The organism is Bacillus sp. 11C, assembly GCF_055486375.1.
This window is the reverse complement of sequence record NZ_JBUPVZ010000002.1, coordinates 132862-152406: the sequence shown is the minus strand read 5'-3', so window position 1 is coordinate 152406 and position 19545 is coordinate 132862. Positions and strand designations below refer to the sequence as shown.

Annotated in this window: 22 protein-coding genes and 1 pseudogene; 18 read left to right on the top strand and 5 right to left on the bottom strand. The window is 46.1% G+C overall.

Going from position 1 to position 19545, the window contains the following annotated elements; genetic code table 11:
* The first annotated feature begins 129 nt into the window (after positions 1-129).
* The 8 genes from pxpA to ACY3LV_RS03465 all read left to right on the top strand — a co-directional run bounded on the left by pxpA (position 130) and on the right by ACY3LV_RS03465 (position 6598).
* Positions 130-903 (top strand): 5-oxoprolinase subunit PpxA, encoded by a 774-nt coding sequence (pxpA, locus tag ACY3LV_RS03500; RefSeq protein ID WP_333561202.1) that lies wholly within the window; start codon positions 130-132, stop codon positions 901-903.
* A 14-nt stretch (positions 904-917) separates the two neighbouring features.
* On the top strand, positions 918-2132 hold the full coding sequence (locus ACY3LV_RS03495; protein ID WP_087993010.1) for an NRAMP family divalent metal transporter: 1215 nt from the start codon (positions 918-920) through the stop codon (positions 2130-2132).
* 5 nt (positions 2133-2137) lie between these two features.
* Positions 2138-2929, top strand: coding sequence for a putative hydro-lyase (locus tag ACY3LV_RS03490; RefSeq protein ID WP_333561201.1), 792 nt, complete (start codon positions 2138-2140; stop codon positions 2927-2929).
* A 44-nt stretch (positions 2930-2973) separates the two neighbouring features.
* Positions 2974-3696 carry a 5-oxoprolinase subunit PxpB gene (gene pxpB / locus ACY3LV_RS03485; protein WP_148963015.1) on the top strand — a complete coding sequence of 241 codons (723 nt, stop codon included), beginning with the start codon at positions 2974-2976 and terminating at the stop codon, positions 3694-3696.
* A 2-nt stretch (positions 3697-3698) separates the two neighbouring features.
* On the top strand, positions 3699-4706 hold the full coding sequence (locus tag ACY3LV_RS03480) for a biotin-dependent carboxyltransferase family protein (RefSeq protein WP_333561343.1): 1008 nt from the start codon (positions 3699-3701) through the stop codon (positions 4704-4706).
* Between the two features lie 15 nt (positions 4707-4721).
* Complete coding sequence (locus tag ACY3LV_RS03475; protein ID WP_333561200.1) at positions 4722-5474, top strand: IclR family transcriptional regulator; 753 nt, start codon at positions 4722-4724, stop codon at positions 5472-5474.
* A gap of 63 nt (positions 5475-5537) precedes the next feature.
* The gene (locus ACY3LV_RS03470; RefSeq protein ID WP_333561199.1) at positions 5538-6179 is read left to right on the top strand and encodes an SGNH/GDSL hydrolase family protein; all 642 of its coding nucleotides are present in this window, start codon (positions 5538-5540) and stop codon (positions 6177-6179) included.
* Between the two features lie 173 nt (positions 6180-6352).
* On the top strand, positions 6353-6598 hold the full coding sequence (locus tag ACY3LV_RS03465) for a YczI family protein (RefSeq protein WP_087993006.1): 246 nt from the start codon (positions 6353-6355) through the stop codon (positions 6596-6598).
* A gap of 5 nt (positions 6599-6603) precedes the next feature.
* Here ACY3LV_RS03465 and ACY3LV_RS03460 read toward each other — a convergent pair whose 3' ends face one another.
* Positions 6604-6891, bottom strand: coding sequence for an antibiotic biosynthesis monooxygenase family protein (locus tag ACY3LV_RS03460; protein WP_087993005.1), 288 nt, complete (start codon positions 6889-6891; stop codon positions 6604-6606).
* A 151-nt stretch (positions 6892-7042) separates the two neighbouring features.
* Here ACY3LV_RS03460 and pbpC point away from each other — a divergent pair, with 151 nt between their 5' ends.
* The 4 genes and pseudogenes from pbpC (at position 7043) to ACY3LV_RS03440 (ending at position 13234) form a co-directional block, all read left to right on the top strand.
* Positions 7043-9049 carry a penicillin-binding protein 3 gene (pbpC, locus tag ACY3LV_RS03455; protein ID WP_333561198.1) on the top strand — a complete coding sequence of 669 codons (2007 nt, stop codon included), beginning with the start codon at positions 7043-7045 and terminating at the stop codon, positions 9047-9049.
* A gap of 89 nt (positions 9050-9138) precedes the next feature.
* Positions 9139-9237: pseudogene (locus tag ACY3LV_RS03450) on the top strand (aldo/keto reductase); the annotation flags it as partial.
* A gap of 189 nt (positions 9238-9426) precedes the next feature.
* Positions 9427-11511, top strand: a complete 2085-nt coding sequence (gene mtlR / locus ACY3LV_RS03445; RefSeq protein ID WP_333561197.1) for a mannitol operon transcriptional activator MtlR — start codon at positions 9427-9429, stop codon at positions 11509-11511.
* A 211-nt stretch (positions 11512-11722) separates the two neighbouring features.
* Complete coding sequence (locus tag ACY3LV_RS03440; protein WP_333561196.1) at positions 11723-13234, top strand: class I adenylate-forming enzyme family protein; 1512 nt, start codon at positions 11723-11725, stop codon at positions 13232-13234.
* 19 nt (positions 13235-13253) lie between these two features.
* Here the strand turns inward: ACY3LV_RS03440 and ACY3LV_RS03435 are convergent, their stop codons facing one another.
* Positions 13254-13850 (bottom strand): class I SAM-dependent methyltransferase, encoded by a 597-nt coding sequence (locus tag ACY3LV_RS03435; RefSeq protein WP_333561195.1) that lies wholly within the window; start codon positions 13848-13850, stop codon positions 13254-13256.
* Between the two features lie 150 nt (positions 13851-14000).
* Here ACY3LV_RS03435 and ACY3LV_RS03430 point away from each other — a divergent pair, with 150 nt between their 5' ends.
* The 5 genes from ACY3LV_RS03430 (at position 14001) to amj (ending at position 17834) form a co-directional block, all read left to right on the top strand.
* Entirely contained in the window at positions 14001-14861 is an 861-nt protein-coding gene (locus tag ACY3LV_RS03430; RefSeq protein WP_148963021.1) for an SDR family oxidoreductase, read from the top strand.
* Between the two features lie 15 nt (positions 14862-14876).
* On the top strand, positions 14877-15380 hold the full coding sequence (lyxE, locus tag ACY3LV_RS03425) for a D-lyxose ketol-isomerase (protein WP_333561194.1): 504 nt from the start codon (positions 14877-14879) through the stop codon (positions 15378-15380).
* 89 nt (positions 15381-15469) lie between these two features.
* A complete protein-coding gene (locus ACY3LV_RS03420; RefSeq protein WP_333561193.1) occupies positions 15470-16021 on the top strand; it encodes a GNAT family protein in 552 nt (183 codons plus the stop codon).
* A 77-nt stretch (positions 16022-16098) separates the two neighbouring features.
* Entirely contained in the window at positions 16099-16521 is a 423-nt protein-coding gene (locus ACY3LV_RS03415; protein WP_087992998.1) for a pyridoxamine 5'-phosphate oxidase family protein, read from the top strand.
* Positions 16522-17024: 503 nt separating this feature from the next.
* Positions 17025-17834 (top strand): lipid II flippase Amj, encoded by an 810-nt coding sequence (gene amj, locus ACY3LV_RS03410; protein WP_148963024.1) that lies wholly within the window; start codon positions 17025-17027, stop codon positions 17832-17834.
* A 35-nt stretch (positions 17835-17869) separates the two neighbouring features.
* Here the strand turns inward: amj and ACY3LV_RS03405 are convergent, their stop codons facing one another.
* The 3 genes from ACY3LV_RS03405 to ACY3LV_RS03395 all read right to left on the bottom strand — a co-directional run bounded on the left by ACY3LV_RS03405 (position 17870) and on the right by ACY3LV_RS03395 (position 18930).
* Complete coding sequence (locus ACY3LV_RS03405) at positions 17870-18160, bottom strand: DUF3817 domain-containing protein (RefSeq protein WP_019257503.1); 291 nt, start codon at positions 18158-18160, stop codon at positions 17870-17872.
* A gap of 102 nt (positions 18161-18262) precedes the next feature.
* Positions 18263-18730 carry a DUF6773 family protein gene (locus ACY3LV_RS03400; RefSeq protein ID WP_333561192.1) on the bottom strand — a complete coding sequence of 156 codons (468 nt, stop codon included), beginning with the start codon at positions 18728-18730 and terminating at the stop codon, positions 18263-18265.
* Positions 18730-18930 (bottom strand): helix-turn-helix transcriptional regulator, encoded by a 201-nt coding sequence (locus ACY3LV_RS03395; protein WP_148963026.1) that lies wholly within the window; start codon positions 18928-18930, stop codon positions 18730-18732. The genes ACY3LV_RS03400 and ACY3LV_RS03395 overlap by 1 nt, the downstream gene beginning before the upstream one ends.
* 152 nt (positions 18931-19082) lie before the next feature.
* Here ACY3LV_RS03395 and lrpC point away from each other — a divergent pair, with 152 nt between their 5' ends.
* Positions 19083-19517 carry a transcriptional regulator LrpC gene (gene lrpC / locus ACY3LV_RS03390; protein ID WP_333561191.1) on the top strand — a complete coding sequence of 145 codons (435 nt, stop codon included), beginning with the start codon at positions 19083-19085 and terminating at the stop codon, positions 19515-19517.
* The last annotated feature ends 28 nt before the right edge of the window (positions 19518-19545 follow it).

The window sequence follows — 19545 nt, the reverse complement described above, 5'->3', positions numbered from 1 at the left end:
CAAAAGGATTTCACAAACTGATAGGTTTGAATTATAATAAAGCAAAGTTCAAAAATTCGGAATAGTCGTTCCGAATTTCGGAACAATGATAACATAAAGCATATTGTTTGCTTTGGCTGGAGGGATTCTGTGTTTCAGGTTGATTTGAACTGTGATTTAGGAGAAAGCTTCGGAGCCTACACGATTGGCCTTGACCAAGATATTTTAGAGTATGTCACATCAGCGAACATCGCATGCGGATTTCATGCAGGAGACCCCGGTATCATGCGGAAAACCGTCGCGCTTGCGGCAGAAAAAGGCGTAAAAATCGGCGCGCATCCGGGTTTGCCGGATTTACTCGGTTTCGGCCGCCGCAATATGGCAATTTCACCTGAGGAAGCGTATGATCTTGTCGTCTATCAAATTGGCGCGCTCTCTGGTTTTTTAAAAGCAGAAGGACTTCGCATGCAGCACGTCAAGCCGCATGGCGCTTTATACAATATGGCGGCAGTCGATCAAAAGCTGTCTGACGCCATCGCGAAAGCTGTCTGCAAGGTTGATCCCGGCCTGGTTCTTTTCGGTCTTGCTGAGAGCGAGCTCGTAAAAGCGGGAGAACGGATCGGACTGCAAACAGCAAGTGAAGTGTTCGCCGACAGAACATACCAAGCGGACGGCACACTGACGCCGCGATCCCAGCCGGACGCACTCATTGAAAGCGATGATGCCGCCGTCACCCAGGTGATCAAAATGGTGAAAGAAGGGGCGGTCAAATCTCAGCAAGGCCATGATGTGTCATTAAAAGCGGACACGGTTTGCATTCATGGAGACGGAGCCCATGCGCTGACATTTGCGCAGAAAATCAGAAAAGAGCTCAAAGCGGCGGGAATTGAAGTGGCCGCTATTTCAGCACAGAAGTCAACATAAAGGAGGAACAATAGATGGAGCAGCAGAAAAAAACAGCAGGAAAAAAAGCGGGCAGCTGGTCATTGCTGATGGGGGCCGCCTTTTTAATGGCGACATCAGCGGTCGGCCCGGGATTCCTGACACAAACCGCAACATTCACAAACACACTCGCGGCAAGCTTTGGTTTTGTCATTATCATATCTATTATTTTGGATATTTTCGCCCAAACCAACGTATGGCGCATCATAGCGGTTTCTGGAAAACGCGGTCAGGAAATTGCGAATATGGTGCTTCCGGGATTGGGTTATTTCATCGCCATTCTCGTCGTGCTTGGCGGATTGGCTTTTAATATCGGGAATATCGGAGGTGCCGGACTGGGGCTTCAGGTATTGTTTGGCATTACACCAACAACAGGCGCTTTGATCAGTGCTGCCGTTGCCATTTTAATCTTTTTAATTAAAGAAGCGGGAAAAGCGATGGACCGTTTTACGCAAATTGCCGGTTTTGTCATGATCCTTTTAACTTTGTATGTCGCGATCACGACAGCTCCGCCTGTTGGAGAGGCTGTGGCGAATACGATTGCGCCGGAGCAAATCAGCATTTTTGCTATTGTCACGCTTGTGGGCGGAACCGTCGGCGGTTATATCACATTTGCCGGAGGACACCGCTTGCTGGATGCCGGGATCAAAGGGAAGGAATCCATCCCGCAGGTGACAAAAAGTTCGGTTGTCGGCATTTTAATTACATCTGTCATGCGTATTGCTCTTTTCCTCGCGGTGCTTGGCGTTGTTTCAAAAGGCCTGCATATCGATGAAAGCAACCCGGCGGCTTCTGTTTTCAAGCTGGCTGCTGGAAATGTCGGTTATAAAATTTTCGGATTGATCATGTGGTCTGCGGCCATCACCTCTGTCATCGGAGCAGCTTACACGTCTGTTTCGTTCTTTAAAACCTTTTCTCCGAAAATTGAAAAAAATTCACGCGGCATTATTATCGGGTTTATCGTGATTTCCACGTTAGCTTTTGTCACAATCGGACAGCCTGCGAAAATCCTCGTGCTTGTCGGTTCGCTGAATGGCTTAATTCTGCCGATTGCGCTCGGAACGCTGCTGATTGCCGCATATAAGAAAAAGATTATCGGTGATTATAAGCATCCGCTTTGGCTGACCGTTTCAGGTTCACTTGTGGTGGTCGTAATGGCTGTGATGGGTGTCTACATGTTATTTACACAACTTCCTCAATTGTGGAGCTGATAAAGGTGGAGCAATTAAATAAAATGGCGCCGCAGGATGTGCGCGCCCTGATACGAGAAGGAAAAATAAACGGGCCGACCGCAGGAATGTCCGGCGGCTATGCCCAAGCGAATCTTGTGATCTTGAAGAAAGACCTTGCGTTTGACTTCCTGCTGTTTTGCCAACGGAATCAAAAGCCATGCCCTGTGCTGGATGTGACAGAAGCGGGTTCGCCTGTGCCGTTTCTGGCAGCGCCGGATGCCGATATCAGAACGGACTTTCCGAAATACCGTATTTACAGGCATGGTATCTTGACGGAAGAAGTATTTGATATCACGCCATACTGGGAGGATGACTTTGTCGGCTTTCTGATCGGATGCAGTTTCTCCTTTGAACAGGCGCTGATCAATAATGGAATAGCTGTCCGGCATATTGATGAGGGGACGAACGTTCCGATGTATAAAACGAATATTGATTGTGTTTCAGCGGGGGTGTTTCAAGGAAAGATGGTTGTCAGCATGAGACCCGTTCCAGAACGGCTGGCTGTACGCGCTGCACAAGTGACCTCGCGTTTTCCGGCAGTGCACGGAGGGCCGATTCATATCGGCAATCCGGGAGCAATCGGCATTGTTGATGCGGACAAACCGGATTTCGGAGATGCCGTTCCCATTCGTGAAGGCGAGGTTCCTGTTTTTTGGGCATGTGGTGTGACCCCGCAAGCCGTGGCTATGAATGTAAAACCTGAAATGGTCATCACACATGCGCCGGGGCATATGCTCATCACAGATATTCGAGACGAGTCGCTTGCGGTGCTGTAACCTCTCGTCCTCCTGATGAACGAGAAATAAAAGAGGTGAGAAAGATGACTGTACGATGTCAAATCGAACAGCTCGGTGATTCTGCAATGATGATCCGATTCGGAGAAGAAATAAACGAACAGGTCAACGGTTTTGTCCATGCCGCGGCCGCTTATATAGAAGAACAGCCATTTCCGGGGTTCATTGAGTGTATCCCGGCTTTTACAAGTCTAACGGTATTTTATGATATGTATGAAGTGTACAAGCATTTGCCTAAAGGCATAAGCTCACCTTTTGAGAAGGTAAAACTTGATGTCGAAGAGGGGCTGAAGGAAATAGCTAAAGACTATGAAAATAGCCGCCGTATTGTAGAAATTCCCGTATGCTATGGCGGTGAATTCGGGCCCGATTTAGAAGAGGTGGCGAAGATCAATCAGCTCTCTCCGGAGGAAGTCATTGAGATTCATACAAGCGGCGAATATGTGGTGTATATGCTTGGTTTTGCTCCTGGTTTTCCTTTTTTAGGCGGGATGTCCAAACGCATTGCCGCTCCAAGAAAATCATCGCCAAGACCTTCGATTCCCGCAGGTTCGGTAGGAATTGCGGGATTGCAGACAGGCGTTTACCCGATTTCGACGCCGGGCGGCTGGCAGCTGATCGGCAAAACGCCGCTGGCTCTTTTCCGGCCTCAGGAAAACCCGCCGACATTACTGCGGGCGGGAGACACTGTGAAATTCGTGCGCATCTCAGAAGAAGACTATCACGCCTATAAGGAGGAGTCCAATTGAGCATGAAAGTGTTAAAGCCCGGACTGCTCACAACGGTTCAGGATATAGGCAGAACGGGTTATCAAAAATACGGTGTACTGGCAAGCGGAGCAATGGACACGGTTTCGCTGCGCATTGCCAATCTGCTGATCGGCAACAGCGAAAATGAAGCCGGTCTTGAAATTACGCTGATGGGGCCCGGTCCGTCGTTTTATTTTACAAAAAAGACGCTGATTGCGGTGACAGGAGCGGACTTCACGCTACGTATTAATGACGAGGAAGCACCTTTATGGAAGCCTGTGCTCGTCAAGGAAAACAGCACAGTCAGTTTTGGTCCCTGTAAACTTGGCAGCCGTGCTTATTTAGCGGCGGCCGGCGGTTTCGATGTGCCTGACGTCATGGAAAGCAAAAGCACGTACGTCAGAGCAGGAATCGGCGGACTTCATGGCAGAGCGCTTCAGAAGGAAGATGAACTGTCCATTGGAGAAATATTATCTCTTTCGCAAACCATCCTTTCCCAATTAAACCTCCAGCTTGGAAAGCGGGAATTTGCAGCACCGAAATGGTCGGTTAGCCGCGGCAGGTTTCTGCCATTAAAAAAGAATCCCATTATTCGTGTACTGGAAGGAAAACAATTCGGCTTTTTCACAGAAGAATCGAAAACGCGTTTTTATGCAGAAACGTTTCGGGTCACGCCGCAGTCCGACCGTATGGGTTACAGGCTCAAAGGAGAACCGCTCGAACTGAAGGCGCCGCTTGAGATGATGTCGGAAGCGGTTTCGTTTGGAACTGTTCAGGTGCCGCCTGACGGCAACCCGATTATCCTGCTTGCAGACCGGCAAACGACCGGCGGCTATCCGAGGATCGCACACATCATATCCGCTGATCTTCCGATTGTCTCCCAAATCATGCCGGGCGAGCACGTCCAGTTTGAGCCTGTATCCCTTCAAGAAGCGGAAGCGCTTGCGATAGAACGGGAACAGCATATAAAAGAACTGAAAACGAGAATGAAGATGGAATGGCTGACGTAATAAAGGAGATCAATGATGCAGAATAAAAACAAAACCGTAGTCAAATCTATGGCTCTGCTTAATTTGTTTTTGCATGAACCAAGCCTTACCTTAAGTGAACTGGTGTCGCTGTCAAAAATGCCGAAAACCTCTGTTCACCGGATGGTCAGCTCTTTGGAGGAAATGGGGTTCCTCAATCGGGATTCGTCCGGCGCTTATTCGCTGGGACTGGTGTTTCTTGAATTTGGGCAGCTTGTCGCTGACAGGCTGGATATCAGAAAAATAGCGAAACCGGTGATGGAAGAGCTGTGCCGGGAAGTGGATGAGGCCGTGCAATTGATCATGAGGGACGGCAATGAAGCGATATACGTTGAGAAAATCGAAGGGACGCAGACTGTGCGGCTGTACACGGCGATCGGCAGGCGTTCGCCTCTATATGCGGGAGCGTGCGCGAGAAGCATTTTGTCCTTTCTTCCCCGTGAAGAAATCGAAACATACATCAAACAAACAGAGCTCATTTCAATTGGCGCCGGGACGATTACTGATCCGGAAAAGCTGTTGCAGGAGATTGATGCCTCCGTGCAAAATGGCTATACCGTCAGCTATTCAGAGCTCGAAAACTATACCGCGGCCATCGGCGCCCCGATCTTTAACCATAAGCGGCAAGTGGCAGCAGGCATCAGCATTGCAGGCTTGGAAGCGAGATTTACAGAAGACAGGCTTCCTTATTTAACAGAAAAGGTGAAGGATGCCGCTATACAGATTTCCAGAAAAATAGGGTATTCTTGAGTAGCCGATCTTTTCCCCGCTGCGTACATTAACGTATCGACGTTCAGGAGTGGAGGAAAAAACATGGTGCTTCAATATACAGCACTGGGGGATTCTTTGACGACAGGGAGAGGAGCCGGGCTGTTTTCCCCCGGATTCGTCCATCGCTTCGGAGACATGATGGAATCCGATTTGAAAACAAAAACGGCAATATCCATCTTTGCCAAATCAGGCCTTAATACAGAAGAAATTCTGGGGCTCCTGTCATTTCCCTTTGTGCAAACATGTATTAAGGGCTCAGACATGATAACGATCACAGGGTGCGGAAATGATCTTATTGATTCAGTCTTTGCTTACCAAACGTCTAAAGATGAAACGACTTTCAGCCGAGCATCCGCTCATTGCCATGAGAATTTTGAAAAGATGATTGCCAAAATCGCCGAAATCAAAGGAGAAAACCCGTCTCCGTACGCCATCCGTGTGTTCAACTTATACAATCCGTTTCCCGGCATTGACATCGCTGGCAAATGGATCACATCTTTTAATTCGCATTTAGAAACACTGGCGGCGGCGCCCCATGTCAAAATCGCGGATGCCTATAGCATTTTCAAAGGAAAAGAGCAGGAATATCTGTCGTTTGACGGTGTCCATCCGAACAGAAAAGGCTATCAAGCAATGGCTCAAGCCGTTCACAAGCTGGGTTATAAAGAATTGCCAGTTTCATAGAAACGCGCCTTATGACAGAGCGCGTTTTTTTATATGTGATTGAAACATTAAAAGAAACTTAAAATTCCCTGTCTCCTGTTCTACAGACAAAAAAAGTGCGCTAGAATAATGGAGGACGTAGGCAAATATAGCCATAACGTTCAATATTTCGTATATAAGGAAGGATGGTCCTTTTGTTTCGGATTTTTAAAATGTCTTTTGCGGTTATCATTATTATTCTGGCGCTCGTTGCTTTTAACTATACGGAACACACCTCTGTTATCCAATCGGTCATGCTTGTCTTTCTTGGCGCAGTCATGTTTATGCAGGGGCTTGAAGAGCGTAAAAAAGAAAACGATGGCTCAGGTGCGTTTAATATTTATACCGCCGTTTTCGTATGGTCTGTCTCTCTCATCGGTTTTACTCTTCATATTATATAAGTCTATTACACATCCTGAAAATGCTCGACCGTCGGGAACGGGGTATAGAACCGATGAAGCAAGGCTTTCCACTCTTGATACTCTGAAGAACCGCGAAAGCCTTCCGTGTGGTCCTCGAGTGTTTCCCACTCCACAAGCAGCAGATATTTATGTGTTTCTTCCATGCATTTTGATAACGAGTGCGTGATATAGCCCTTCATGCCGGAAATAATCGGCGCCGCTTGCCGGAACGCCTCCTCAAACTCTTGTTCAAGCCCCTCTTTAATGTGAAGTATCGCTGCCTCTCTGACCATGTCATCCCTTCTTTCCTTCTTTTCAAATAGTCTACAGCAAACGACAGGAGATTTCTGCAAAATCGGTGAACCTTTTCCTTCATTTTCAAAAAAATCTTGCGCGCACCAATTCATATAAGAGAAAATAACAAGTGGAAGGCAGGGGAAAGTCATGTTAAAAAAGTGTATTCTACTAGTATTTCTATGCGTCGGATTGATTGGGTTAATCGGATGCTCCAAGACAGATTCACCAGAGGATCGCATGGAAGCATTCGTGAAACAGTGGAACGATCAGCAATTCGATGACATGTATCAGAGCCTGGCCAAAGATGTCAAAAAAGAAATCTCCAAAAAAGATTTCGTCAGCAGATATAAAACAATCTATGAGCAGGCAGGCGTAAAAAATCTGAAAGTCACTGCGGGAGAAGTGGATGAGGGCGACAAAGATAACAAGACGATGAAGCACATCCCGTATAAAGTCAGCATGGACACAAATGCGGGCAAAGTCAGTTTCAAAAATACCGCAGTGCTGAAAAAAGAAAAAACTGATGACGAGGAGTCATGGAATATAGATTGGGACCCATCGTTTATTTTCAAGCAGCTGGCTGATGACAAAACAGTGCAAATCGCCAGCGTGGAACCAAAACGCGGCCAAATCTACGATAAAAACGGGAAAGGTTTAGCCATCAATACAGATGTGCCGGAAATCGGCATTGTTCCCGGAGAGCTTGGCGACAAAAAAGAAAAAGTCATAAAAGAACTCGCGAAAAAACTTGATTTGACTGAAGAAGACATCAAGAAAAAGCTGGATCAAGGCTGGGTGAAAGACGATTCGTTTGTGCCGGTCAAAAAGGTCAAGCCGGACCAAGAAAAGTTAGTGTCTGAGGCGACGTCATTAAAAGGTGTAACGAGAACGAATGTCAGCTCCCGCTATTATCCGTATGGCGAAAAGACAGCCCATTTGACAGGCTATGTCCGCGCCATTACTGCGGAAGAGCTGAAGAAAAAGAAAGACGGAGCATACAGCGATACGTCTAACATCGGCATCACCGGACTTGAAAATGTGTATGAAGACAAACTAAGAGGCGCAACTGGATGGAAAATCTACGTTCCGCAAACCGGAGAAGTCATCGCTGAAAAGAAAGCGAAGGACGGCGAGGATCTTCACCTCACCATTGATATCAAGACGCAAACGAAGCTATATGATGAATTGAAGGACGACAGCGGGGCGGCAGTTGCGCTTCAGCCGAAGACAGGCGAAACACTCGCGCTTGTCAGCGCGCCTTCTTACGATCCAAACGGATTTATTTTCGGCTGGAGCGATAAGGAATGGAAAAAACTAAACGACGATAAGAACAATCCGTTTTCAGCGAAATTCAACAAGACATACGCACCGGGCTCGACAATTAAACCGATTGCGGCTGCCATCGGAATTAAAAACGGCACCCTAAAAGCGGATGAGAAGAAAACAATCAAAGGAAAAGAGTGGCAAAAAGATTCGAGCTGGGGCGGCTATTCAGTGACACGTGTGTCTGAGCGCCTTCAGCAAGTCGATCTGGAAAATGCCCTCATTACATCGGATAATATTTATTTCGCACAGAACGCGCTTGATTTGGGAGCAGACAACTTTACAAAAGGCTTAAAAACGTTCGGCTTTTCAGAGGACATTCCATATGAATTCCCGATCCAGCAATCGTCTATCGCAAATGACAAGCTCGATTCAGACATTTTGCTTGCGGATACAGGATACGGACAAGGGCAAATGCAAATGTCTCCGCTTCACTTGGCAGCTGCTTACACGCCATTTGTCGACAACGGAGATCTCGTCAAACCGACGCTGATCAAAAAAGACTCACAAACAGCTGATGTCTGGCACAAGCAAGTGGTCACGAAGGAAGGAGCGGCAGACATTACGAAAGGTTTGAAAGGCGTTGTGGAAGACACGCGCGGATCAGCGTATCAGCCTGTCGTGAAAGGAATCACCGTTGCCGGAAAAACAGGAACAGCCGAGCTGAAAACATCAAAAGATGATAAAGACGGCACGGAAAATGGCTGGTTCGTCGGCTACGATTACGAAAACAAAGACCTGCTTGTCGCCATGATGATCCAAAATGTGCAGGACCGCGGCGGCAGCCACTATGTTGTTGAGAAAGCGAAAAAGCAATTTCAATCAAATTAAAAACTCTTTTAACAAGAGCGAAGGAAAAAGGGAATCTGAAGCCGAATGAACTAAAAATCCAGTTTATACACAGAAAAGAGGGATTTTGCGAACGGATTTCCTTCGCGGTAAATACGCTGGCATACAAGTTTGATCAGGATCAGTGGTTCCGTATTTTTACAGCCGCACAGGGTTGCGATATACCTTAACAAAAAGCATCAGCTTAGCAGCTGGTGCTTTTTCAATATTGTCACACCGCTTGATGCCAAATTCCCATTTATAAGTGATTGAATCTCGTTTGAAAGCGTTTTATATTATAAAGAAAACCTCTCTTATTCCTCTCCTGTATCTCCTTGCGACTTCATCCGCACATCACGACTGTCTAGGAGGCCTTTTTGATGTATATGACTGCCAGAGAACAAAAGCTTTTAAAGCACTTATTATTACAAAACCGGTATGTAACCGTAACCGAGCTTGCTGAGCTGATGGAAGTCAGCACGAGAACCATTCACAGGGAGCTCAAATCAATTAAGCCGTTGATGGAACCCGTCGGGCTTACGCTCGATAAACAGCCTGGTAAAGGGTTGAAGGCAGTGGGAAGTCCCGAGAATAAACAAAAGCTGCTTACCGACTTAACATATGAACAGCATGAATACAGCGCGGATGAACGAAAGCTGCTCATTCTCTGTTCGCTATTAGAGTCTCAGGAGCCCGTCAAGCTGTACACGCTTGCCCATGACCTGCAGGTGACGAATGCCACGGTCAGCTACGACTTAGACGAGCTGGAGAAATGGATTTCTCCCTTTAGATTGACACTGATTCGTAAAAGAGGCATTGGCATTCAGCTCATAGGGCCGGAGAATGCGAAACGTAAAATTGTCGGCAACCTGATTGTGAACCGCCTCGACATCCAAATGTTTTTGGAAGCGGTTGAATTAAACATCAAAGGTAAAGCTGATTCTTCAGAGAAAATGTTCGGCGTAGTCAGCAAAGGCGAGCTGTTAAAAATGGAGCGTATCCTATTTCAGCTGAAAGAAGAAATCGCCTTTTCATTGTCCGACAGCTCTTATATAGCACTCGTCGTCCATCTGACGTATGCAATCGAGCGGATTAAGCTTGGGGAAACCATTGCCATGGAGCAAAATGAGCTTGAGGAACTGAAGAATGCGAAGGAATACAGCTCAGCTCTTGAGATCGCGGGCGAACTTGAACATGCCTTCGGCGTGACGATTCCCGAGGCGGAGGTGGGCTATATTACAATCCACCTTCGAAGCGCTAATCGAAAATACAAAACAGAATACAAAGCGCAGGAAATCGAACTGGAAACAGCCCTGCATACAAAGCGGCTCATTGCTTTTATTTCAGACAAAATCAGAATGGATCTTACGAAAAACTATTCTTTATATGAAGGACTGATTGCCCATTTGGAGCCGGCTGTCAGCCGCATAAAAGAAAATATCGAGATATACAATCCGATGAAGGAACAGATCAAACGCGATTATTTTCTGCTTTATATGGCGATCGAAGAAGGCGTGGAAAAGTATTTTCCGGGCATGTCCTTTTCTGATGATGAGATCGCTTTTATCGTCCTTCACTTCGGCTCGGCCCTTGAAATCAAAAAAGAAGAAGCCAAAGTGAAAGCGCTTGTCGTCTGCTCAAGCGGGATCGGCTCTTCGAAAATGCTTGCTTCCAGACTGAAGAAAGAGCTGCCGGAAATTGAATCGTTTGATATGTCATCCTTGATCGAGCTGAAGGGCAGGAAAGTTCAAGCCTACGATATGATTGTTTCCACCGTTCCGATTCCTTACGAAAACATCGATTATATTATGGTTAGTCCGCTTTTAAATGAGGAAGACACAAATCAGGTAAAACAGTATATCAAACGGAAAATTCCGCTCATTCTTGAGAAAAAAAGAACGCCTAAGGAAGAGGCGCAGCAAGCTGACGTGCCTGACATGCTGGCAGCATCGGAAAGCATGGGGCGGTACATGGCCGTCATTCAAGATGTTCTGCGCCACTTTACACTTAATCAACTCAAAATAAACTCGGATCATAGCAAGCTTCTGTCAGAGCTTTTTCAACAGCTGAAGGAGGATGGCTTGATCCGTGATCCGAAAAAAGCCGCGGTTTGCTTGGCGGAGCGGGAGAAACAAGGGGGATTGGGAATTCCGGGGACCAACATGGCGCTTTATCATCTCAAAAATGATGAAATCGTCCTGCCTTTTTTCAAAATGTATGATCTCAGCACCTCTTATGAAGTGAATGGCATGGACGGAAATACCCTCAGCATGACACGCATTCTCGTGATGATGGCGCCTGGCTCATTATCTGCTGAAGGATCGGAGATTTTAAGCGCGATCAGCTCCGCCATTATCGAAAGCGGAGAAAGCATGGCGGGGTTTCAGGGAGAGGGAGAACAAGGACTGTATCAACGATTAAACCGCATATTCTTCACATGGATGAAAGAAAAAAACATACTGTAATCCCGCATGGCACACGTCAAAAAATTGGCGTGTGTTTTTATGTGGATGGTGTACAAAATGATAAAATGCGGGACTATTTTATCATTCATTAATGGAATAGTTCCAAAATGAAATAGTTTTACAAGTTATCTTTTTTGGGTTAAAATGGGTGAGGTGAGGAAGAAAACCTAACAAATTATTGAAGATTCAAGAGAATATAGGAGATGACAATATGGAAACATTACAGCATCTGATTCTGCATGACATGCCGAATAGCGAAGAAATAGAGGCTGTAAAAAGCGGAGGCCATACACTGACATATGCAGGTTACCGCAAACGGATTAATCAGCTGGCGAATGCCCTGCTGCAAAAAGGAATTCAAAAAGGCGACCGTGTTGCATTGCTTTGCAAAAACGGACATCCCGCCTCAACTATTATGTTCGCCGCGCTTGAAATAGGTGCTGTTGTCGTACCTGTCAGCTGGCAGCTCAAACCATATGAAATGACAGGCATTTTAAAAGCTAGTGAACCGAAAGCGCTGTTTTACGGAGCGGAGTTTAAAGAGAAACTGGAAGAAGTTCTTCCTGAACTGTCCTCATTGTCTGTAACGATGGCAACTGGAACAGCTTACGAAACGTCTGCTGAATTTGAAGCTCTGTTTGCCGGTCCTGATCATTTGCCTGAAACTGAAATGGTTTCCCCTGATGATACAGCGCTTCTGATGTTTACGTCCGGCACAACCGGAAACCCGAAAAGATGCATGATCACACATGGCGGCATATATAGATACGTAACAGGGGCCAAAAGTTCAACAACACGTATGAAGGGCCTGCGTTTTCTCGCGTGCCATCCGATTTATCATACGAGTGCGCTCATTTGCATCATGCTGGGAACTTTTGCAGGAACAACCTTTATTTTTACGAAGGATCAAGATCCTGTTGATATGCTGAAAATCATTGAAGAAGAAAAGATTCAAACCGTGATGGCTCTTCCCGTGTTTTACACGTATTTGCTTGAAGCATGGGAAACACACCAAACCGACCTATCTTCGCTTGTTATTTTAATGACTGGCGGAACAAAAGTGCCGAGCAGCCTGATTCGCCGCTATCTTGATATCGGCATCCCGCTCGCCCACGGCTATGGAAGCACTGAGGCTTGGGGAATCAGCACATGGATGCCTGAAATGGGAATGGATAAAGCCGCATCTGCGGGGAAACCTGTGGAAGGTGTTAAAGTCAAAGTGGAAGATCCTCAGACGGGAGAAGAACTCCCTCAAGGGGAAATCGGCGAAATCGTTGTTCACACTCCATTTTTATTTAAAGGCTATGAAGACAATCCTGAAGCGACGGCGAAAGTGCTGCAAAACGGCTGGTTCAAAACCGGAGATTCAGGCTATGTAGATGAAGATGGTTTTATTTTCATTACTGGACGCTACAAGGATGTCATTATTTACGGAGGCGATAACGTCTATCCGGATCAGGTTGAAGAAGTCATCCAGCAGGTCCCGGGAATCCTTGAAACAGCGGTGGTCGGTATACCAGACCCGCTGTACGGGGAAAAACCAAAAGCGTTTATTGTGACAAACGGCGGCCAGCGTCTAACGGAAGAGGAAGTCATCACATATTGTAAAGAACGCCTGTCCGCTTACAAAATACCCGAAGTTGAGTTCGTTAACGAACTGCCGAAAAATAACCTCGGCAAGGTGAAAAAAGACGTCTTGCGCAAGCAGGCCGTGCATTCGTAATAGAAAGCCCGTCACTTCATTATGTGGCGGGCTTCTTTGCTGTTGCACAGACAGAAAGCTCAGGCTTAATGTGTTTAAATTGTAACTCAATGTCTTCGAAGCCGGCTGCTTTGAAGTCAGCAATCATCTGTTTTGCAAATGATTTGGTTCTCTCAGGGCTGGCGTCCGCTTCCCGCGGCTGCATCGTAATCGCTGCTCTGCCCCCGGGCTTTAGCGCCCGATAAATCTGTTTCACGCCTTTTGTCTGGTCATTCCAAATGGTGTAGTTGTTAACAGAAATCACTTTATCATAAAACGAGGCGGTGAGAGGAAATGTCTCGATGCTTCCCTGCATTAAGCGCACACCTTTCGATTTTACTCTGCGGGCGGCCAGCTTCAGCATCGTCTCTGACACATCAATCCCATGGAGCTGAACGTCCTTTTCGCGTTTCAGCATCTGCTGCATGCAGTATCCCGGTCCGAATCCGACTTCTAAAATACTGTCCCCCCGTGTGATTCCCAGCTGATTTATTGTCCACTGATTCAGTGTCTGATTTTCAACAGCCATGATGTACCCGGCAATCATACCGATTACGCCCTTTGGCCTGCTGAATGTTTTAGAAAGCATGTTCATCATTCAGTAACCTCCTTTTCAAGTTATTTCCTCCTTGCGTTTCATGTGAAACATTTTTCTGATAAAGCAATGTGAAGATGCCAATCCATGTTTATCCAAAGGCTGTCTGAGGTACAAAACAAATAGACATGAAAACAAAGGAGGAGAATCATCATGGCCAATTATCCAAAAGAACTGCCGGCTCAAACCCAAAATCGCCAGCCGGGAATTGAAAGTGAAATGAATCCAAGTCCGGTGTATGAGTACGAGGATTATAAAGGAGCGGATAAATTAAAAGGAAAAACAGCGCTCATTACAGGCGGCGACAGTGGGATCGGACGCGCGGTATCCGTCGCATACGCAAAGGAAGGCGCTAATATCGCCATTGTGTATAAGGATGAGCATGGGGATGCCGAAGAGACGAAGAAGCGTGTAGAGCAAGAAGGCGTAAAATGCCTGCTGATCGCTGGTGATGTAGGCGAAGAGGATTTCTGCAATGAAGCGGTTGAAAAAACGGTCAAAGAACTTGGCGGCGTTGACATCCTTGTAAACAATGCCGGTGAACAGCATCCGAAGGAAAGCATCAAAGATATTACGAGCGAACAGCTTCACCGCACATTCAAAACAAACTTTTATTCTCAATTTTATTTGACTAAAAAAGCAATTGATTACTTGAAACCGGGCAGCGCCATCATCAACACGACATCCATCAACCCGTATCGGGGGAACCCGTCGCTGATTGATTATACAGCGACAAAAGGGGCGATCAATGCCTTTACAAGAACAATGGCGCAGGCGCTTGTCAAAGACGGCATCCGCGTCAACGCAGTCGCACCGGGTCCAATCTGGACACCGTTAATCCCGTCTACGTTCTCTGAAGATAAAGTCGCTCAATTTGGGCAAAATACGCCGATGGGCCGTCCGGGTCAGCCTGTTGAGCATGTCGGCTGTTATGTGCTGCTGGCTTCAGATGAGTCATCTTACATGACAGGCCAGACGCTGCATGTCAACGGCGGAGATTTTGTGACGACGTAAGAGGGAGTGAGACACATGAGCATCACGAAAGAGGAAGTAAACAGCTATTATCAAAAAGCCGGTATTGTATTAACGGATGAGGAAGTAGACCAAATCCAGCTAATGGACTACGGCTTAGGAAAAGAAAGAAAAGTCGGGCTCCAGCTCTTCGTCTACGTCAATACAGACCGTTATTGTTCAAAAGAACTGGTGCTGTTTCCTGAACAGACTTGCCCGGAACACCGCCATCCGCCGGTCGACGGCCAAGAAGGCAAGCAGGAGACTTTCCGCTGCCGCTACGGAAAAGTGTATCTTTACGTAGAAGGAGAAAAAACGCAGCTTCCAAAGGTTCTCCCGCCGCAGGAGGACAGAGAACACTATACGGTCTGGAGCGAAATTGAGCTTGAACCGGGCGGGCAATACACGATTCCGCCGAACACGAAGCACTGGTTCCAAGCCGGGGAAGAAGGTGCCGTCGTGACGGAAATGTCTTCGACGAGCACAGACAAACATGATATCTTTACCGATCCAAGGATATAAGGATGAGGCTTAAACAGCCCATCCTTTTTTGTATTTGAAAAAAACGGAATCACCGTTATAATGGGTAAAAAAGGAAAGAGGGCGAGGGAATGTTCACCTGCAAGGTAAATGAGCGCATCACCATCCGATTATTGGAGCCAAAGGATGCGGAGCGGCTTGCCGAACTTATTATCGAAAATCAGCAGCGGCTCGGCCAGTGGCTATTTTGGGCGGAAAACCCAAGCAACGTTGAAACGTACAAAGAAACGATCATTCCAGATTGGCGGCGGGAATATGCTGACCTGAACAGCCTCGAAGCGGGGCTTTTATACGACGGCAGCCTATGCGGCATGATCGGCCTGCATAACCTTGATCAAGTAAATCGAAAAGCGGAAATCGGATACTGGATTGCCAAAGAATATGAAGGCAAAGGCATCGTTACCGCTGCTTGCCGAACACTCATCACGTACGCTTTTGATGAGCTTGAGCTGAATCGCGTTGCTCTCTGTGCGGCTGTCGGAAACCAAAAAAGCAGAGCGGTCCCTAAGCGGCTCGGCTTTCAAGAGGAAGGAAAGGCACGGGACGGCTTATTCGTTAACGGCAGGTATCATGACCTTGTCTATTACAGCTTGCTGAAGCGTGAATGGAAAGAATCAAAATAAAGAGCGCATTTTCTTGTTTAAATCTTCCCCGGATGTGGAAAAGTAACAGCGGAGACGTTAAAAAGGAGTGATTCACGATGAATCAGCAAGACATTAAACAAAAGGTGCTTGATGTTCTAGATCATCACAAAGTAGGCTCGCTCGCAACGGTTCAAAAGGGCAAGCCGCATTCCCGCTACATGACTTTTTTCCATGATGGGCTGAAGATTTACACACCCACAAGCAAGGAAACACATAAAGCGGAAGAAATTGAGAACAACCCCAATGTCCATATTTTATTAGGCTATGATTGTGAAGGCTTTGGCGACGCGTATGTCGAGGTTTCCGGGAAAGCCAAGATCAACAATTCGGCAGAACTGAAGGATAAAATTTGGAATCCTAAATTAGAGCGCTGGTTTGACGGCAAGGATGACCCGAACCTGGTGATTCTTGAAATTGAACCGGAGGCTATTAGATTAATGAATGCCGGAGAGAAGACGCCAGTTTCACTCGAATTATAAAAAGGTTGTAATTGCAGGGGCGATATGTTATCATGAATTGCTAAGCAAGAATAATAAGCAAATAAAAAAGAAAGTAAACTTCTTTTTTCTGTTTGAGAGAGAAGCTTTACCGCTTCGCAAGCAGCAAACCAGCTGCCCTTATTCTTTTCCTTCATAACAAATCGCCCCTAACGATGAGATGGAAAAAAGACTTTTTTGTTTTACAATTCACACCGGCGCGGCTTCGGAGCCGCAGTGACGATTGAGAGGTAGGGCTTTCGTTGTCTTGTGTTCAAGAAAATTCCATGGTGTTTACTTTCCAGAATGATTCTACGGAACAATGCTTCATGAATCTAACCGCCCGATTTGGCGGATCATATAATCTTTATTTGCCTATAGAAAAGAATAAGACAAACCGCTCGGCGTACGCCGGCGGTTTTTTTATTATAAAAAGCACATCGCATTGAAACCTGCTCGTCTTCTTTCCAGTCTTATCTCTAGGATCAAATTGGAGGAAGAATAACGTGCATGTCATGACAACACAAGTGCTTTTTATTTTCTGTTTTTTATTACTGATTCACTCGATAGAAACCTTAGCCTACGCTACCAGGCTTTCCGGAGCCCGCGTTGGATTTATTGCCTCCGCGCTTTCCCTGTTTAATGTCATGGTCATCGTGTCCAGAATGTCGAACATGGTGCAGCAGCCCTTTACCGGACATTTAATTGATGATGCGGGAAAAAACGCACTGGCGATTGTCGCCGGGCAGTTCCGCTTCTTGATATTCGGATCGACAGTCGGCACCCTTCTGGGCATTATCCTGCTCCCGTCTTTTGTCGCTTTATTTTCACGGGCGATTATTCACTTGGCGAGCGGCGGCGGCTCTGTTTTACAAGTGTTCCAAAAGGGTTTCTCGAAGCAAGGATTCAAAAATGCCCTTTCCTATTTGCGTCTGCCGTCTCTTTCGTATGTAAAAGGATTTCATATCCGCTTGATACCGAAGCGATTGTTTGTCATCAACATGCTGATCACATCCATATATACGATCGGCGTGCTTTCGGCTTTGTATGCAGGACTTCTGGCGCCGGAGCGCAGCACGACAGCCGTCATGGCATCGGGCTTAATCAACGGAATTGCGACAATGCTGCTGGCGATTTTTGTTGATCCTAAGGTTTCCGTCCTTGCAGATGATGTGGCAAAGGGAAAACGAAGCTATACGTATTTAAAATGGACCTCTGTCACGATGGTCACATCAAGGGTGGCGGGGACACTCCTCGCCCAGCTGATGTTTATTCCGGGCGCCTACTATATCGCGTGGCTGACAAAGTGGTTTTAATAAGAAAGGCTGGATCATAAAGATCCAGCCTTAAATTATTTATATTTCCTTAACCCGCGGTCGTACAAAAAGTTTCCGAATGGGACAAAAGCGGCGATAAAGCCGGCGGCTGACCATTTCAGCGGCCATTTGACAGAGAAGGCCGCATACGCCAAGACAAGCAAATACAAAATGAACAATCCGCCGTGAACCGAACCGACAATTGTCACCGCAAGCGGAAGGCCTGCCCAATATTTCAGCGGCATGGCGATGAACAGCAGGATTAAGAGTGACATTCCTTCAATAAAACCCATCGTGCGAAGTCTTCCGATCGGTGTTTGCAGCATAAATCGCCCTCCTTGTGGACACGTTTTCATACTATATGATAAACAATCCGGAGAGCCATATGGCGGCTTTCAGAGAATGTTCGAAAAACATTCATTTTTATCCTACTTGTCGTCTGATAAATCTTTATTTTTAAGGAAAGATCTGCGAAGGCTTAAAAAGTTGAGCATAAAATAAAAGAAGAAAAATAGAACTGTGAGTATGAGAGCGTCCAGCCACTCGTTAAGAGTACGAGGAACGTCTGTAAACAAGATAGTGATGATCAAAAATATCACACCTGATGTAACACTCACTGCTATTATTTCTTTTCTTTTTTTTCGGTAGGCTGCTTTAGTGGCAATATCGGGGTGCTCAAGCCCTGATAATAGATAGCGAATGAGGATATATCCTGCGAAGAGGGCAAATCCTATTCCGCTTACCATATACTCTATCGGTTCACGGTGAAGAATAAAACCTCTGATAATGAGATCTGCCAGCATTAAGGCGGCCAGTAAAAATCCCGCTTCACCATAAAATTGTTTCATTTTTCTTTCGATATATTCATCTCTAAAATTGAAAAAAAAATGCTTCATTAATGGCCATCTCCTTCCCAAAATAACTGATCCAGTGTCTTATCGAGCGCTTGTGCAATAGCAATGCAGAGCTGTAGTGTCGGATTGTACTTGCCTTTTTCAATTAATCCGATAGTTTGTCTGGTTACTTGAATCTGTTGTGCTAATTGAGCTTGGGTCCACCCCTTTTCCACCCGTGCCAGTTTTACCCGATTTGTCATCTGCCCACCTCGATGCAATTTATATATTACTAAATGTAAATTATATATTACATTCTGTTTTGTATATAGTCAATAAAAACCAAATCTTTTACTTGTCATTTACAAAAATACCCGAGATAATGTGAACAAAATCATAAAAGAAGGATGTTGAAATGAAACTTGACCAGATTGATCTGAATATCATTGAGGAGCTGAAGAAGGACAGCCGTTTGTCGATGAGGGAATTAGGCAGGAAAATTAGGCTGTCGCCGCCATCCGTGACAGAACGGGTGAGGCAGCTTGAATCGTTCGGCATCATCAAGCAATACACACTGGAGGTCGATCAGAAAAAACTGGGGCTTCCCGTTTCCTGCATTGTAGAAGCAACTGTCAAAAACGCGGATTACGAGCGATTCAAAAGCTATATTCAAACTTTACCGAATATCGAATTTTGCTACCGGATTGCCGGCGCGGCCTGCTATATGCTGAAAATCAACGCTGAAAGCCTTGAAGCGGTAGAAGATTTTATAAACAAAACATCGCCATACGCGCAAACCGTCACTCACGTTGTTTTCTCGGAAATCGACACGAAAAATGGGCGCGGTTAGAGAGTGCTTGTTCAAGTCTGTTATAATA